Genomic DNA, 17415 nt, shown 5'->3' with positions numbered 1-17415 from the left:
ATTATCTGGAATGGCTGAAAATTTGGTCAGTTTAGCTCCAATTTGCTCTATAGAACAGGCTTTAAATGAGGATTGGTTTCCTGAAATATCAAAATAATGGGGATAATTATGGAAAAGAACTTATACGAAAAAGACTACTATCTCTGGCTAGAGAAAACCATATCTTTACTAGAAAATCATCAATTTTATGATTTAGATTTAGAGAATTTAATTGACGAAATAAAATCTATGTCTATCAGGCAACAGAAAGCATTAAAAAGCAATCTAACTGTGATTTTATGGCATTTACTAAAATACTTACAAGAGCCAGAAAAACAAACCAGAAGCTCGGCATTAACCCTTTTTGAGCATCGCGAGAGAATCGAAGAAGATTTAGAAAATAGCCCTAGTCTTAAGAGTTTTTTAACAGAAGATAATTTAAAAAAATGCTATAATAAAGCCAGACAAAAAGCCGCTATTGAAACAGGGATAAACCTAGAGAAATTCCCGAAGGATTGCCCATTGACTTTGGCAGAAGCCCTAGATTTTGAATTTATTCCTAATCAAAATCAAAACATTTGACTTTTTACCGAAAATCTCTTATAACCTAAAAGTGCCATAATATCCAAGTAATCATGTCCTTACATTTAGTTAATTCTTGCCATTCGATGCCCATTTCCCCGATCTTCAATCCAGAGGGAGATGATGCGATCGAAAACCGTTCGATCTGGTTTGGTAACACCACCAACCTGATGCAGTTAAACGATGTCCGCTACACCTGGGCGGTGGGTTTATATCAACAAATGCGGGAAAATTTCTGGATCCCGCAACGCTTAGATATCACTCAAGACGTGACTGAATACGGGCATCTTACCGACGAAGAAAGATATGCTTATGATGGTATTTTGTCCTATCTAACTTTTCTTGATTCCGTGCAAACCTGTAATATTCCCCACCTCAAAGGTAGCGTCACTGCGCCAGAAATTAGTCTTTGTATGGCGGAACAAATTTCTCAAGAAGCCATGCACAATCAAAGTTATCAATACTTAATTGAAACGATTATTCCCTCGGATCGCAGAGGTGAAGTTTATGACTTTTGGCGCACCGATAAAGTTCTCAAAGATCGCTGTCAATTTATCGCTAGTCTCTACCAGCAATACATCGACAAACAAACTACTGAAAGCTATTTTATCGCTCTTCTTGCCGACTATTTACTGGAGAGTTTGTATTTTTATAACGGCTTTATCTTTTTCTATAATCTCGCTTCTCGACAGCTAATGTCTGGTAGCGCTGACGTTTTCAAAATGATCAACCGGGACGAATTAAGTCACGTCCGTTTGTATCAGAAACTTATTCCCGAAGCCATGGCAACTTTTTCCCATTCCGTTGAACAGATTTATGAGATGTTCGATAATGCGGTTAAACACGAATGTCGCTGGACAAATCACATTGTTGGCAACGACATTTTAGGTATTACCGAATACAGTACCGAACAGTACACCAAATACCTCGCTAATATTCGACTGAAAGCGATCGGACTTGAGCCTTTATACAGGGAAGAAAAGTATAACAAAAGTCCCTATAACCATCTGGAACGCTTCTCCGATACCAAAAAAGAAGGCCACACCAAAGCGAACTTTTTTGAAGCAACCGTGACCAGTTATGTTATGTCTTCTGGCTTAACTGGATGGGATGAAATTTAAAATTTACGGGACAAGAATAACCCAATTTCTTACCACAAAGGGGCAACTTTGTCAAATATTTTGACAACTTTTGACCCTCTCTTGCAGAAATACCGACAATCAGTAAATGCGCTTCTGGGTTTGGGGGGTTCTACCCGCAAAAGCTGGGATTGACTGATAAAATCGGAGGTAATGACCAATTTTAGAAGATATACTCAATCATCCCCCAGACACCACTCCCAGAAGCTCTTGAGCCATTCCTAATTATGACGATTGCCATCATAATGAATTCTCGCCCCGGCCCATTGTAATTTTTCCTGTAGAGTCTGATAAAAAGAATAGCTTTCCCGCAGGATAATAAATTGGGCGAATTTTTCAGCTTTGGTAACTCCCACCCATTGCCCAGGCCAAATGGAAGTGGCTAAAGCACCATCCATCCAGAGTTTAGTGTTTAATTCGTAGTCTCCCAGGGGCCAAATACTGACCAGAGATGCCGGGGGAATGACAATCGGCCGACTGGAGAGACTCAAGGGACAAATCGGGGTGACAGCGATCGCTTCCATGCCGGGGTGTATAATCGGGCCATTAGCGGAAGCGGTGTAACAGGTGGATCCCGTGGGAGTGGCCACTAATAGGCCGTCGCCTTGGTACTGATCTACTATTTCCCCGTCCACTTCGATTTCGAGGATCGAGGTGGGCATCCTATCGATACTAGCGGGTTTCACACACATCTCATTCAGGGCATAAAATGCCTCGCTCACTGGCTGCGGATTTCTTTTATCCCCTTCATAGATTCTGGCCTTTAACATCATCCGTTGTTGTACCGCATAGTGATCGGATTGTAAACGCTCCCAGACCGTCTCCGTATCTTGGAAAATCTCCAAAGGTTCCGTTAAAAACCCCAGATGGCCGCCGACATTCACCGCTAAAATCGGAATGTCTTCCTGAGCTAAATAGCGAGCAGCGGCTAAAATGGTTCCATCTCCCCCCAAAACGATGGCGAGGTCGATTTTTCCCGATGCTGAGGCTAAAAATACCGGATAGGGATTATCTTTAAAGCCACTGGGTCCCATTAAAACTTTACACTGACGGGCTTCTAACTGTTTAGCGCATTTTTCCGCCCATGCTTTACTTTGGGGATGATTGGCCTTATGGGCAATGATGACTTGTTTTAACTGCACAGAGTTGAGACCTTGTTCGGAGGTTCTATATTTTTAACAATACCAAGACCGGGCAGATCGGGTGAAAAGTAAGTAGGGTTTGCGGCAAAAAGTTTGTTGGTGGGGTCAGGAGTCAGGAGTCTCCGAGTCAGGAGACAGGAGACAGCTATCAGGGATCGGATTTGAGTTTTCAGTTCACTGTTTACTGATCACAGCAAAAAGCTGACGGCTTAGATGTGTAATTAATTTTGCTTAGGTACTTAAAAGGTAAAAAAGGGGTTGGGGGAAGAACCTCGGCCTCTCTGTAGCCAATTTGACAGAATTAATCGATAGATAGGGGTAAATGGAAGTAACTAGGATAAGCTCGCAGGTTTTAGCAATTTTATCCCGTTTTTTCCCTGTAAATGCTGTATCTGTGCGACTTTTTCCCAATTATCTCCCTCAACACCCCTACCACTTAATTTCCATGCAGGGTTATAATTGTATTAAGATGTGTAACAGTTCTCTGGCAAACTCTTGACAAAGGATAACAAATCTGCTCTCCCAAAAAACAGGAAAGGTTTTATTTCTATGACATTAATTCAAACCGCCCAATTATCGCTGGAAACCTCGGCTTTAGCCTTTTTTAAGCAGACAGAAGGACGCTGGCAATCCCAGAGACGTTATTACACCCTCACCCAAGAAACGGAACCCCAAGAAGTTATCAGCGCCATCGAGATTAAATATTTACCCCAAGGCAGCGAACCATTAATTCAACTTGCCCGTTTACATAATCTGGAAGATACAGCTTTATTAGGTGGTACGGAAGTCACTTGGCAAAGTAATTATCTGCGTCCCCAGAGTAAAAAACCCTCCAACGGTTCGACTATATTCGGTATTTTAGATAATATTCTCTATCGCGATCGGGGATTTGCGACGGATAAACCCGTTAGTGCCATTTATACCTTTCCTAACCCCTCTACTCTCTGTCTGAGAACAGAATACGCCGGTTCTGTCTTTGAAGAAGAAATTAAACTCATCGGTCAACAATATCGCACCCGACAAACTATTATCTCTCGCGCCGGTCAAGAATTGATGATCGGTCAATATCTAGAAAAACGGGTCAATTAGTCAAAAAATCGGCGGCTATTCCCCGAATTTTGACCTTTATCCTAGGAATAGGGCTGAAATCAAGCAGCCCTTCCCATAACTCCCCTTTAAACCGGGGTTAAATTGTCTTGATTCTGACTAGCGAGAAACTTCTCTAATTCCGTAATCGCATCGGCATCGACTTTAGTTTGCATGGGACAGAATTTCGGTCCACACATCGAACAAAACTCCGCCGTCTTATAGATATCTGCGGGTAAAGTCTCATCGTGGTATTCCTTAGCGCGATCGGGATCCAAGGATAACTGAAATTGACGATTCCAATCGAAATTATAACGAGCAATGGAGAGTTCATCGTCACGATCGCGCGCTCCAGGGCGATGACGGGCGATATCTGCCGCATGAGCCGCTATTTTGTAGGCAATTAAGCCATTTCGCACATCTTCAGCGTTGGGTAAACCGAGATGTTCTTTCGGGGTGACATAACATAACATCGCCGTCCCGTACCAACCCGCCAGAGCCGCCCCGATCGCCGAAGTGATATGATCGTACCCTGGAGCAATATCGGTGACAAGGGGACCAAGAACATAGAAAGGTGCTTCGCTACACTCCTCCATTTGTTTTTTCACATTAAATTCAATTTGATCCATGGGAACATGGCCAGGCCCTTCCACCATCACCTGTACATCGTGTTCCCAAGCGCGGCGCGTCAGTTGGCCGAGGGTTTTCAATTCCGCTAATTGGGCCGCATCGGAAGCATCGTGGGTACAACCAGGACGCAGGGAGTCACCGAGACTAAAAGAAACGTCATAACGCTGGAAAATCTCGATAATTTCATCGAAATGGGTGTAGAGAGGATTTTGCTTGTGGTGGTGCAGCATCCACTTAGCAATAATACCACCACCCCTGGAGACAATCCCGGTCAGACGGGTTTTGACTAAAGGCAGGTGTTCGATGAGGATTCCCGCGTGAATCGTCATGTAATCTACCCCTTGCTGGGCGTGTTTTTCGATAATATGGAGGAAATCTTCGGGGGTGAGTTTTTCAATATTGCCGTGAACGCTTTCCACCGCTTGATAGATGGGTACAGTACCGATGGGGACAGGAGAAGCATTGATAATCGCAGTGCGAATTTCGTCCAAATTACCGCCACCGGTGGAGAGATCCATCACCGTATCTGCGCCGTATTTGACCGCTAGGTGTAATTTTTCCAGTTCTTCGTTAATATTCGAGGAGTTAGGGGAAGCCCCGATATTAGCATTAACTTTACACTTAGAAGCAATACCGATCGCCATAGGTTCGAGGTTGAGGTGATTGATATTAGCGGGAATAATCAGTCTTCCTCGGGCGATTTCGCTGCGAATCAATTCGGGAGAGAGATTTTCCCGTTTTGCCACATAAGCCATCTCTTCGGTAATTATCCCCTGACGGGCGTAGTGCATTTGCGATACATTTGCTTGTCCGCGCCGGGGGGCAACCCATTCTTGTCTCATAATTTTATTTCCTCTGTAAACAGCTTCCCTACGCTGGAATTACCCAGTCTCAGGTTCTAAGGGTCTTTCTCAGCCTGATTGCCTCAGACACCCCTAGCTATGACGGCAATTGTATCACTGTTGAGGACTGAGGAGATAAAGCTTAAGATTGTTGTTTGATTGGGCAGTTAGGCTAAAACCCACTTAGACCCCCTACAATAAACTTCTTAGGTGACGAATACTTAAATTTTCCACAATTGGGAAAAATTCGGATTAGGAAATCCAGAAAGTACCCGCCCTGGTTCGAGCCTAAACAAGCTCGAATTATCCAAAAAGCGTCGGGATTTTACGTTTCGGTTTCCTTCCAATCTACGGAATTAGTTCCCGATATGACAGTTGGGAAGACCTGTTTAGGAATTGACGCGGGAATTGAAAGTTTTGTCGCTACTTCACGGGGAGATTTAATCAAAGCCCCTCGATTTTTGTTGAAAGTACAGAGTAAGCTTAAATTGCTACAAAGACGCTTGAAACGGAAAAATAAAGGCTCTAGCAATTGGTTAAAACTTCAGGAGAAGATAGCAAGATTACACGAAAAAGTGTCTAATACCCGTAGAGATTGGCACTTTAAACTAGCTCATTATCTTTGTGATATGCCGATAATATCTTCGTTGAAGATATTAACTTCGTTTCCTGGTCTAGAGGGATCGTTAGAAAACAATCTCTAGATTCGGGTATCGGTAGTTTTATTAACGAGATACTACCGTTTGTCGCTTGGAAACGGGGAAAATATTATCTTAAAGTCGATAAAAACGGAACTTCGCAAGAGTGTCCGAATTGTGGCGCAATTACTGGTAAAAAAGAGTTATCGGAAAGAGTTCACCAATGTAATTCTTGCGGTAACATCGAACCAAGAGATACGGCATCAGCAAAGGTAATCGGGAACCGAGGAAAAAATGCGGTCGGACTGACCGTGTTAGAAAACGCTTGCGGAGGCGGTCGGTTGGGGGTCGTTCAGTTAAACCTGTTTGATCTAGTCAAGAGCCTATGAACCAAGAATCCCTCGCTAAACCGCGCGAGCGGTTTAGCGGGGGAGAGTCAAGCTTCCACTAAACGAAAAGCCGCACCCAAACCGACAGCGATCTCATCGGGAGAAATTCTGCCATCATGGTTAATATCGATCGCATCAAATACCGCATCGGTTCCCGCCCATTCTTCCCGGGTGATGAAACCATCCCCATCATGATCATAGACTCGAAAAATATCTTCGGCGGCGTGTTCTAGGGTTGACTGACCTTCCAACTGGGTTAAACGTTGAATCAGCAATTGTTCTAATAATTCTAAAGCTTTGGTAAAACCTTGAATACCTTCCGTTAGTTTTTCGGAAGCCATGGCATCTTCGGCGTGCATTTTCTCAAAAGTCGCTTGATCCATGGCAATTTTGACAATATCAAGGGTTGCGGCCTGTGCTGGATCGAGCTTACGGGGTAAATCGGCTTCTGTCTCTTGCAATTGTTCGAGCAGTTTCGGAGAAATGGTTAAAAGATCACAACCAGCTAACTCGCAAATTTCGCCGATATTGCGGAAACTTGCCCCCATAACTTCGGTTTTATAGCCAAACTTTTTATAGTAGTTATAGATCTGGGTAACGGATTGGACCCCGGGATCTTCAGCGCCAACGTAGTCTTTACCAGTTTCTTTTTTATACCAATCGAGAATCCGACCGACAAAGGGAGAAATTAAGGTTACTCCCGCCTCCGCACAGGCGATCGCCTGATGGAACCCGAATAATAGGGTTAAATTACAGTGAATTCCCTCTTTTTCGAGGACTTCTGCGGCTTTAATCCCTTCCCAAGTCGAGGCAATTTTAATTAAGACTCTTTCTCTAGAGATACCCGCTTGTTCATACTGGGAAATGAGATAACGGGCCTTGTCGATGGTAGCTTGGGTATCGTAGGAAAGACGAGCATCTACTTCGGTGGAGACGCGGCCGGGGACGATTTGCAGGATTTGCAGACCAAAACCGATCGCTAGGCGATCAAAAGCTAATTTGGCCACATCTTCCGGGGTGGCCTGCTTTCCCAATTCTTTTCTGGCCGCTTGCAGGGTTTGATCGACAATCGGCCGATATGGGGGCATTTGGGCCGCGGCCGTAATCAGGGAGGGGTTAGTGGTGGTATCCTGGGGTGTAAAAGCTTCGATCGCTTGGATATCGCCGGTATCGGCAACAACCACTGTAAATTGGCGTAATTGTTCTAGTAGGGTTTTAGCCATAACTTCTCCAGATGCGTGTTAACGCAAGACTTTATCCGGATCTTAGCGATTCGATCGAGAGGAAGGGGAAAATTCCCGATTGATTTAATTCCCACCCACAGACCTTGGCAAAGTGGGGATAAGCGCAGCAATCTTTTGGCCACTCCTTGCCCAAAGTCCTCTATTTGTGATAGTATTAGTGATTGTGTCGATTTAATAAAAGGGAGTTTATGCCCAAGCTAAAAACGCGAAAGGCGGCGGCCAAACGATTCGAGGCCACGGGAAGCGGCAAAAAAATCAAACGTCGCAAAGCCTTCAAAAATCATCTACTCGATCATAAAAGTGCCGAACGCAAGCGCCGTCGTTTGTCCCAGATTACCCTGGTACACGAGCGCGACGAGAAGGAAGTGCGCTTAATGTTGCCCTATTTGTAAATTTTCCAGAAAAATCGTCTAAAGGATCATCATGTCTAGAGTAAAACGGGGGAATGTCGCCCGCAAGCGACGCAAAAAAGTTCTCAAATTAGCCAAAGGTTTTCGCGGTTCTCACTCGCGCTTATTCCGTACCGCTAACCAACAGGTAATGAAGGCCTTGCGGAATGCCTATAGAGACCGTCGCAAACGGAAACGCGATTTTCGTCGTCTTTGGATTACCCGCATTAACGCCGCTGCTCGTCAACAGGGCATCAGTTACAGCCAACTGACCGGACAATTAAAGAAAGCTAATATCCTCCTCAATCGGAAAATGTTAGCCCAATTAGCCGTCCTCGATCCCGTCGCTTTTGCTAAAGTGGTAGAACTAGCCAAAGGATAATTTAGCCCCAAGCATGACGGAAACTTGGCAAACGATTCAATTCCCCAGTTCAGAAAGTGCGATCGCTTTAGCGGGTCATCAAGAAGCTAACCTCAAATTGATAGCCAGGCAAACTGGGGCGAATTTAGTCCTCAGAGGCCTGGAATTGCGGATTGCGGGGCAACCGACCCCGGTGGAGCGTGCCACAGCGATTGTGCGCTCCTTAAGTATTTTATGGCAAGAGGCCAAGTTAATCGCCGAAGCCGATATTATGACCGCTATCCATGCCCTCGATACGGGGCGTTCTAGCGAGTATAAAGAACTACAGCAGGATATTCTCGCTCGTACCCGTCGCGGGGAGCTAATTCGGGCAAAAACCTTCCGTCAGCGTCAATATATCCAAGCGATTCAAAGTCACGATATCACCTTTTGTATTGGACCTGCTGGCACGGGGAAAACCTTTTTAGCCGCCGTTTTAGCCGTACAAGCTTTATTAGAAGATAAAGTAGAACGGATTATCCTCACCCGGCCGGCCGTGGAAGCGGGGGAAAAATTAGGCTTTCTCCCGGGGGATTTACAGCAAAAAGTCGATCCTTTTTTGCGTCCCCTCTACGATGCTTTATACGAATTTATCGAAGCGGCCAAAATTCCCGACCTGATGGAACGGGGTAAAATCGAAATCGCTCCCTTAGCTTATATGCGGGGACGAACCCTAGCTAATGCTTTTGTTATCGTTGATGAGGCCCAAAATACCACCCCAGCACAGTTAAAAATGGTCTTAACTCGCTTGGGATTCGGTTCGCGCATGGTAGTAACTGGAGATGTCACCCAAACCGATTTACCGCAACAGCAAGAATCGGGGTTAATTGCCGCTCAAAAAATCCTAAAATCAGTAGAAGGGATCGCTTTTTGTTACCTATCCCGGGCCGATGTGGTGCGTCATCCCTTAGTACAAAAAATCGTCTCAGCTTACGAACAGCACGAAAAATAACCGATTGTTGAGATAGTCGCTCTTGTACTCTTGCGAGAGAGTATAGAATTAGGGTCTGTTGAAAAAGTTTGTTGGTGGGGGCAGGGTGTGGGGTGTAGGGTGTAGGGTGTAGGGTTTTACCCATTTTCAGGCGGTCAATTACCTAATTTTCAGGGAAAAAGTGCCTAAATTTCCCCCCGATCACTCCCATATCCGGTACTTTTTGATTGACAAAAGGTCTAAAAGTCTTATCCAACAAGGTTTTTAGCTTTATTCAGCAAGCCCGAATTAGGTTAATTTAACGCGATGTGCAACTAAAAACGACAGAATCAGGGTTCCAGAGGATACTTTATCTCTGCTGATTTCTGAAAGCCTTGTTGTAAATCAAGACTAAAAATATAGTTGCACACCGAGTTTAATTTAGCTTTTTCCCCTTAAACTAAAACCGACAAAGACGTAGTTTAAGGCGTTTCGGTATCCCCAAACCTCAAGGAATTGATAACGCTGCCATCCTTTCACCGAGCCAGTCTGAAAAGCTCTTAGGGTGTATAGTTGATTAGCCCAGTTGTGATCGTTTGGTGTAGCATGGTGAACACAGTGCGCCCCTAGGCTAACTGGAAGGATGGTCAGCCGAATAAAGACTGCTCCTACTAATTCTATGTACCATTTTAACCACTCTAACCAGTGGTCCGAGTGCGGAGGATAAGCACCCAAATATAGGGCAAAAGATTTACCAATTACCTGAGATTTAGCTCCCTCATTCTCATCGGCTTCATAGGCCCAATTATGCTCCGGTAGCTGTTGCAAGAGTGCGGCTGCATAGGTTCCGAGTTGGGTAAATACTGCCCAGAGTAAGCAGATTAAACAAGAATGGGTTAAACCCGCACAAACAGAGGCCAAGAAAAGCACAATCAGGGTAGCTATTTGGTAGTTAATGGGGGCTTTAAGGAGATTAGTCAGACGAGCAAGGAAGGTTTCTCCGTAAAACTTGGGAGAGAGTAATAACTTGCCCAAATTTTGCCAATAGAAGGCCTCTTCTTGGCAAAATTCAAAACCTAACTCTTCTACTAGGTAGGGGGTATTCCCCTTGTCATTCATGGTAGCTAGGTTTTTCGGCGGGTGGTGAATTAATAGGTGATCTTTTTTGAACAATGGAAAGGGCTTTTTCCAGGTAATTAAGGTGAGTAAACAACCTAAAAGATGGTTATAAGTGGGATATTGAGGGAAAAAAGCATTATGGGCGCAAAAGTGGGCTATTTCCTGCAATTGAGCCGCTCCAGCTACGGATAGCAGCCATCCTAGGGGTATTAATTGCCAGTGGCTAAGAGCGATCGCTAATCCTCCTATATACTGGAGTATGCCATAGAGTAATTCTAAGGAGGGCGTGCTTTTCCAGAGAGGGGGGGTAAGGTAGTAGCCTGTTAGCCAGTCAAAGAAAGCTTGTACGAGACGATTATCGCTGAGTTGGAGCATCCCTAGGCGTGGATTATCCCTTAAAGCCGATGCTTGTGTTGGGGTGGGTTTTTTCAGTATCATGGCAGTAGAAAATAAGTTGTACTGTCCTGAAAATGGTTAAATAACCAAATTCAGGCGGTTTTACTAGCTATGCAGCCGTTCAATTTTTCGATAGTGCTGAACCAATTGCCCATCACTAAAAAACGGCTTTGGAGAGATTTCTATCTCGATGGCGAGATTAATTACCCAAGCTTCTTTGGGTACATACCCCAAGAGATTTTTTAGCCTCTGGGTTAGTGATTTAATCTGGTAGTTTGAGATGTACATAAGCTCTGAATTAGACTACACTTTTAGCTTATTTCTAGCCCTTTTAATTGTCGAGGTAGTTTTTGTAGCATTTAGTAGTCAATTTGCCAAAGTATCATTAAGTAGCTAAAAGTAGCATTTTGTGAATTGTATTCTTAAAAGGAGAACCACAAGTACAAATGGGAGATAGAAAATCTAAGCCAGAAATTCCAAGTTCTTTAGGCAAAGAACTGTTTTTAAGCTGTGTGGAAAAAGTGATTCAATTGATAGAGCCTAATGGTATTACATCTATTCAAAAATGTTTAATCGAAGGGTTCGCACAGGGTTGGACTTATGAACACATAGCAAGAAAGTACGACTACTCCGAGGTGACGCTGAAAACGCACGCATCTCAAACTTTTTTTCCATTACTTGCCCAGGCATTTAACAAGGGATTAGAAAGAGATATAGAAAAAGTTAACAAGGCCAATGTCATCTCATTGGTTGAAGAGTATAATAGAAAAATAAGTGATAATGGGACTTTTTTACAGGATAAACTTAAAGAAAATAAGACAAAAATTAATATATTTACAGAGCTTAAAAATAACTTGTCTGGACAACAACAATCAGAACTGAATCGGATCATAAAGTCGTACTTGCCAGATAATGACAATGCTAATTTTGAAGAAATCATCGATAAAATCATAAATCTTCCAGATGATAAAGATTTATTAAGAATACTTTTTAGACTTACTCAAGATAGCAGAATTAATAGCGACACTCGCTCATACATTGAACAAACAATACAGGAGTTAAAGAAACTATTAAATATTACTGACACAGATTACAATGCTTGGATAGCAGAGATACCAGCAATTAATCCGGAACCTGACAATCGAGAAAATATTAACAACTATCTATGTATCAAAATAGAGGAGAGTAAAAGTCAAGCAAATACTTCCCCTGAATATAAATTTGCTGCGTGTTTTCTACAGTTAAATACATCTCAAAGTCAAGGAAATAATTATATACCTCTTCCTGTAGATAGTAGCGTTAGCAAAGATGTTTATACCCAAAAAGATATAACGAACATTTTAACAAAAATTATTGAAGATTGTCATGAGCGAGGAGGTGCAAACTTAAATATTGAATTTTTCACCAATGGTAAGCTACTATATACTAACTTTGAATCTTGGGAATACAATTGCTTTGATAGCCTAACTCAACTTAAGAGAGTATATTTTGTTAATGTTCGCTCTCTTATGAGATTGGAGAATAGATATCGGAATCAACCAGTTTATAAAAATTGGAAAAGTAGATGGGAGAGATTAACAACAAATTCTATAGATACACAAACAGTTACTAACAGCGAGTCCTATTTGTGCCAAGAAACAACTCTATGGAGCAATCTTTGCGCTTCAACTCAAGAGGATTTAGAGCAATTCTTTAAAAGAAGCTTAAAATATGGCATACCTTTAGCCGTTGGGTCGCGCTGTCATGCTCAGGAAGCAATTCACAGAACAGAAATTAATACACTCTTACAGGGTATTCAAATTAATCAATTGTCCACAAAAGTTCAAGAGGTGAGGCGAGAATCACCAGATAATTTAGAAGATGAACCCGAACATCTAGGACATCATCTATTATGCTTTTTAGAAGACCCTAATCGGATGCCCCCCTTCCACTACTTAACATCTCAGCACCTAGGTTAACTAACTATGAGTTCATGGAAAATCTTTCAAGGCAATCATCAAAAACGCTCAAGGGATGAGATTCCCTGGCCAGAAATCCCACCCTGGCGAAGCTTCGCCACCAACAAATCCGAGGAGCGGGGAAAACAACTCATAGTTAACGATAAAACCATCGAAACCGTAAACGCCGCCATTCACCTACGCCGGCCTATTTTAGTCACAGGGAAACCGGGTACAGGGAAAACCTCCCTAGCCTACGCAATCGCCTACGAATTAGACTTAGGAGAAGTATTAGTCTGGCCAATTAATACCCGCACCACCCTACAAGAGGGATTATACTACTACGACGCGATCGCACGTTTGCAAGATTACCAATTAGAAGAAAAAAAAGACATAGGGCAGTATATCCGCTTGGGTCCCTTGGGGACAGCCCTCTGTCCGAGAAATTATCCCCGGGTACTGCTTATCGATGAGATAGATAAAAGTGACATCGACTTACCCAACGACCTCTTAAACCTTTTTGAAGAGGGAAAATTTGAAATCACCGAACTTTCCCGACTCGCGAAAGATACCGAAAACGAACCAATACCAGTACAAACCCATGACGGTGAATGGAAATCCATCCCCCAAGGTAAGGTAAGCTGCCAACAGTTCCCCATAGTGATTATGACGAGCAACGGCGAGAGGGATTTTCCCCTACCCTTTAAACGTAGATGTCTGCTCTTAGAAATTCCCGACCCCACCCCAGAGGAACTAAAAAAGATAGTAAAAAGCCATTTTGATTATAAAGAGGCCAGTCCCGAAAGTAAAAAAATAGAAGCAGCGATCGCAGAATATGTTAAAAAACGAGAAAAAGGGGAACTAGCAACGGACCAGCTTTTAAACGCCGTCTTTATGAGCATGGGCGAAAATAAACCCACAGGTGCAGAATTAAAGTCCCTTACCGACCTACTATTTACCTATCTCACCGACACAGGCAATACATGACCCAAACCCTTCCCACACCAGAACTGATTGATAAATTTATCACCTTTGTCAAGGGCAGGGGATGGGACCTAGACAGTTACCAGATAGCTGATAGTTTATGGTGGTATGTTCTCACCCAAGAAGAGGAAGGAAAACCCCAAACCCCTACAGAGCCTAGGGAAGAAAAGGAAGAAACCCCTCCCGCTAAAAACCCCCCCCAGGAGAGTAAAAACGAAACCCAAGAGCCAGCAGCCCCATCCGATGAAGTTCCCTTAATACGCGAGACAGAAGCACAAAAACAGCCTGAGAAGATAGGCGCAGACACCCTACCCATTAGCCTCCCCAGTGCCAAATTCTGGCGAGAAACCCTAAAATTAGGGCGGGCAGTGCGTCCCCTTATCCAAAAGATAGACTCAGCCACCCAAAGACAAATAAACCTAAACAGCACCGTACAGAAATCGGCCGAGTATAGCATCGGCAAGAAAGATGGCAGTTTAGCCCTAATACCCGTTTACCAAGCCAAAAAAGTCCGTTCCCTAGAGGTAGTTTTACTGATTGAAGAATGGGCCTCCATGGTCTTTTGGAAAGAAATGGCCGGGGAAATCCGCGATTGGCTAGAACAAATCGGGGCCTTTCGGGATGTCAAACTCTACCGCATCGGATGGGACGAAGACAGGCAAAATTTAGCCATCCGTACCTACTCTAACGATACTTGCTCAATTCACCCAAAAGATCTCATCCATCCTCGCGGCGAAAGACTTATCCTCTTCTACAGCGATTGTACTTCCCCAGACTGGTATCAAGGACGCTATAACCAAGCTCTTCAGGACTGGGGAAAACACCAAATCGTCACCCTGCTTTCTCCCTTCCCGGAAGCAATGTGGGAAAGAACCGCCCTTAGTCGAGGTTGGTTCGTCTCCCTAGTCAACCAAACCCCCCGGAAACCTTCACAAAACTGGAGATTTACCTCTATCCCCCTGCTGCTACAAATTGAGAAGGAAGAGGAAAATCAACATATTCTCAGAGAAACAATCCAAAAAACCTACTTTCCCCTACCCACCATCTCCCTAACCCCTTCATCCTTAAAAGCTTGGGCGCTCGTTGTCAGTGGTGACAGCAACGCCACCTGTGCGGGGGTACTACTAGAAAAATCCCCCCAAAACAGAGAAATACCCGCAACTATTTCTCCGGAGATGTCTGGGAAGCAAGCTCTAGAACTATTCGCTAGTACCGCCTCACCTCTAGCTTGGGAATTACTGAAAAAATTAGCCGCAGCCCCGGTAAATCTTCCCATCATCCGTCTTATCCAAAGTAAACTTTTAAGCGCCTCTAACCCCCTAAACATAGCAGAAGTCATCCTTAGCGGTTTTCTCAAAGTCTATCTAGGAGGGGAACCAGTGAAGTGGGACAAAGGAGGTAAATTTAACTTTCATACTCCCCCCAACAGCCTAGATTTTGAATTGGATGATGAGGACAGAGAGCTTCTGCTCACTGAACTAGGGAATAGCCGCGCCTTAGAAGTAATTTTTGTCCTCTCGGAATACATCGCCCAAAAACTTAACCTGAGTACCACCACCTTTTTTGGTCTTATTCTTACCAATCCCCAAGTTCTCCTCGGCAAAGAAGCAGCTAATCTAGTCCGCGCCTTTGCCAAGGTATCTGCTAAGGTTTTCCAAAAGCTAGGGGAAGCAAAGTACCAAGAAATTAGCCAAAAGCTGCAATCTATGGTTGATTCACCTCCACCCCCACCGGTTGAGGAAAAGTGGCTGAGGAAATATAAAACCGTAACCATAGCTAAGGTAAAAGAGCTTACGGGAGGAGAGGAAATATTGTTTCAACTGCTCAAGGATAGACTTAAGGATTTCAGCGTAGAAGATGGGGAACTGTATCAGCGCCTTCGTTTAACCCCTGAGCAGCTTAAAATTTTGGCAAGCGAAGAAATAACCGCCGAGACAATCCCAGTCCAGTTTAGGGAAGTCTTGGATAACACAGAAGAAGAAATCATCACCGAGAAATTTAACCTAACCCTGTTCAAGTCTGAAACCGTCTTTGTGGATGAGACGGGACAAATTACCGCTAAAGAACCCGTGAGAGCCTTCTACTTTGAAGAAAATCCCCCCAGCTTAAAAATGCTCTATATTCCTTCGGGGGAGTTTTGGATGGGAACCGAAGCGGAGGAAATCGCGCGGCTAGGGGAAAAATACAATAGGGATTGGTTCAAACGAGAATCCCCCAGACATTTAGTAAAAATCGCCCCTTTTTACCTAAGTCAAACTCCGATTACCCAAGCTCAATGGTTATATATTGCCCAAAGGGAAGATTTAAAAGTAGAGCGAGATTTAAAACCAGAGCCATCATATTTTAAAGGCAGCACAAACCCCGTTGAAAATGTATCTTGGTTAGATGCCATAGAATTTTGCCAAAGGCTCTCTAAAATGACCAAGAAACAGTATCGGCTACCCAGTGAGGCGGAATGGGAGTATGCTTGTCGTGCTGGAACCACCACCCCCTTCCACTTCGGAGCAACCCTCACCTCAAATTTAGCTAACTACAATGCTACGCAACGCTTTGCTAGGGAACCAGCAGGAGAATATCGCCAGCAAACCACCCCCGTGGGGCAATTTCCCCCCAATGGTTTTGGTTTGTATGATATGCACGGCAATGTCTGGGAGTGGTGTCGGGACGACTTCCGGGAAAATTATCAAGGCGCACCTAGGGATGGTAGTGCTTGCCAAGAAAAGAGCAAAAAAAAGCAAAATCAGGCAAATAAAGTTCTGCGGGGCGGTTCTTGGTACAACGATCCAGATGGCTGCCGTTCTGCTTTCCGCTACGACTTCGTCCGCCGCGGCGACTTCGACTTCAACCTCGGTTTTCGGGTGGTGTGCGGTGCTGGGAGGACTTTGTAACCCTTTTTCTCTTTTTTTCCTTTTTTCCCTTTTTCTCTTTTTCGATTTTTTTTGAACAAATGTACTATATGAGGTTGGCTGATCAGTAGCTGGTTATAATTAAATTGAAGACGGGTTTTAGGTTTTCCCCTTATCAAGGTAGGGTTGATTCATGAATCAACCCTACAATCAAACCTAGAATCAACCCTACAATCAAACCTAGAATCAACCCTACAATCAAACCTAGAATCAACCCTACAATCAAACCTAGAATCAACCCTACAATCAAACCTAGAATCAAACCTATCAACCCTACAATCAACCCTACAATCAATTAATCCTAGGATTCATCATGTACCAAATCACTCTTTCCCTACCCGATGAAACCGCTCTCGCTTTACATCTCACCCCAGAACAACTAGGACAGGAAATCTCTCTTCTTGCTGCCATTAAACTTTATGAATTGGGAAAACTTTCCTCTGGCACTGCTGCCAACTTAGCAGGTATTCCGCGAGTTGTTTTTCTCTCTAAACTTGCAGACTATGGAGTTGATACCTTCCGACTCAAGGAAGCAGAATTAATCGAGGATCTGGCTAATGCCTAACGTCATTGCCGATACATCACCGATTCAATACCTCTATCAGACTAACTTACTTGACTGATTCCCTGTCACTGATTTAGGAAAAGGAGAAAAAGAAGTATTAGCTTTAGCAATAGAAATTCCCGATTCTCTCGCCCTATT

At 43.8% G+C, this 17415-nt stretch carries 14 protein-coding genes, 2 pseudogenes and 1 riboswitch; of the genes and pseudogenes, 12 read left to right on the top strand and 4 right to left on the bottom strand.

The genetic code is table 11. The annotated features are described in order from the left end of the window. The 3 genes and pseudogenes from IM500_RS07000 to IM500_RS06990 all read left to right on the top strand — a co-directional run. Positions 1-97, top strand: a pseudogene (locus tag IM500_RS07000) (DUF29 domain-containing protein); the annotation flags it as partial. Between the two features lie 11 nt (positions 98-108). After that, positions 109-561, top strand: a complete 453-nt coding sequence (locus IM500_RS06995) for a DUF29 domain-containing protein (RefSeq protein ID WP_190722779.1) — start codon at positions 109-111, stop codon at positions 559-561. A gap of 53 nt (positions 562-614) precedes the next feature. Next, positions 615-1682: a ribonucleotide-diphosphate reductase subunit beta gene (locus IM500_RS06990; RefSeq protein WP_287738020.1), complete on the top strand. Its 1068-nt coding sequence runs from the start codon at positions 615-617 to the stop codon at positions 1680-1682. A gap of 239 nt (positions 1683-1921) precedes the next feature. Here IM500_RS06990 and IM500_RS06985 read toward each other — a convergent pair whose 3' ends face one another. Further along, positions 1922-2842, bottom strand: coding sequence for an NAD(+) kinase (locus tag IM500_RS06985; protein WP_190722777.1), 921 nt, complete (start codon positions 2840-2842; stop codon positions 1922-1924). Between the two features lie 549 nt (positions 2843-3391). Between IM500_RS06985 and IM500_RS06980 the strand changes: the two genes are divergently transcribed. Beyond that, positions 3392-3931 carry a phycobiliprotein lyase gene (locus IM500_RS06980; protein WP_002757172.1) on the top strand — a complete coding sequence of 180 codons (540 nt, stop codon included), beginning with the start codon at positions 3392-3394 and terminating at the stop codon, positions 3929-3931. Between the two features lie 86 nt (positions 3932-4017). Here the strand turns inward: IM500_RS06980 and thiC are convergent, their stop codons facing one another. Beyond that, positions 4018-5400 carry a phosphomethylpyrimidine synthase gene (gene thiC, locus IM500_RS06975; RefSeq protein WP_190722776.1) on the bottom strand — a complete coding sequence of 461 codons (1383 nt, stop codon included), beginning with the start codon at positions 5398-5400 and terminating at the stop codon, positions 4018-4020. 8 nt (positions 5401-5408) lie between these two features. Continuing rightward, positions 5409-5505, bottom strand: a riboswitch (TPP riboswitch). A gap of 86 nt (positions 5506-5591) precedes the next feature. Here thiC and IM500_RS06970 point away from each other — a divergent pair. Beyond that, positions 5592-6427: pseudogene (locus IM500_RS06970) on the top strand (RNA-guided endonuclease InsQ/TnpB family protein); the annotation flags it as partial. Positions 6428-6474: 47 nt separating this feature from the next. Here IM500_RS06970 and IM500_RS06965 read toward each other — a convergent pair. Next, positions 6475-7650, bottom strand: coding sequence for a transaldolase (locus tag IM500_RS06965; RefSeq protein ID WP_061432004.1), 1176 nt, complete (start codon positions 7648-7650; stop codon positions 6475-6477). 209 nt (positions 7651-7859) lie between these two features. Between IM500_RS06965 and rpmI the strand changes: the two genes are divergently transcribed. Genes rpmI through IM500_RS06950 form a run of 3 tightly spaced genes read left to right on the top strand, consistent with a single transcriptional unit; the run spans position 7860 to position 9412 of the window. Then, on the top strand, positions 7860-8063 hold the full coding sequence (gene rpmI, locus IM500_RS06960) for a 50S ribosomal protein L35 (RefSeq protein WP_002781071.1): 204 nt from the start codon (positions 7860-7862) through the stop codon (positions 8061-8063). A gap of 31 nt (positions 8064-8094) precedes the next feature. Further along, on the top strand, positions 8095-8442 hold the full coding sequence (gene rplT, locus IM500_RS06955) for a 50S ribosomal protein L20 (RefSeq protein WP_002791991.1): 348 nt from the start codon (positions 8095-8097) through the stop codon (positions 8440-8442). Positions 8443-8455: 13 nt separating this feature from the next. Then, positions 8456-9412, top strand: a complete 957-nt coding sequence (locus IM500_RS06950) for a PhoH family protein (RefSeq protein WP_002757181.1) — start codon at positions 8456-8458, stop codon at positions 9410-9412. 399 nt (positions 9413-9811) lie between these two features. Here the strand turns inward: IM500_RS06950 and IM500_RS06945 are convergent, their stop codons facing one another. Continuing rightward, positions 9812-10927: a fatty acid desaturase gene (locus tag IM500_RS06945; RefSeq protein WP_287738019.1), complete on the bottom strand. Its 1116-nt coding sequence runs from the start codon at positions 10925-10927 to the stop codon at positions 9812-9814. 404 nt (positions 10928-11331) lie between these two features. On the opposite strand from IM500_RS06945, the gene IM500_RS06940 reads away from it, so the two are divergent. The 4 genes from IM500_RS06940 to IM500_RS06925 all read left to right on the top strand — a co-directional run bounded on the left by IM500_RS06940 (position 11332) and on the right by IM500_RS06925 (position 17277). Beyond that, entirely contained in the window at positions 11332-12843 is a 1512-nt protein-coding gene (locus IM500_RS06940) for a VMAP-C domain-containing protein (RefSeq protein ID WP_287738018.1), read from the top strand. A gap of 6 nt (positions 12844-12849) precedes the next feature. Next, positions 12850-13809 (top strand): AAA family ATPase, encoded by a 960-nt coding sequence (locus IM500_RS06935; protein ID WP_287738017.1) that lies wholly within the window; start codon positions 12850-12852, stop codon positions 13807-13809. Beyond that, positions 13806-16694 (top strand): formylglycine-generating enzyme family protein, encoded by a 2889-nt coding sequence (locus IM500_RS06930; RefSeq protein WP_287738016.1) that lies wholly within the window; start codon positions 13806-13808, stop codon positions 16692-16694. The genes IM500_RS06935 and IM500_RS06930 overlap by 4 nt, the downstream gene beginning before the upstream one ends. 331 nt (positions 16695-17025) lie before the next feature. Beyond that, positions 17026-17277 (top strand): UPF0175 family protein, encoded by a 252-nt coding sequence (locus IM500_RS06925; protein WP_002769612.1) that lies wholly within the window; start codon positions 17026-17028, stop codon positions 17275-17277. Positions 17278-17415 lie beyond the last annotated feature (138 nt).

This window comes from Microcystis sp. M179S2 (genome assembly GCF_020245805.1).
GTDB lineage: Bacteria > Cyanobacteriota > Cyanobacteriia > Cyanobacteriales > Microcystaceae > Microcystis > Microcystis aeruginosa.
This window is presented reverse-complemented; position numbering and strand designations above follow the sequence as displayed.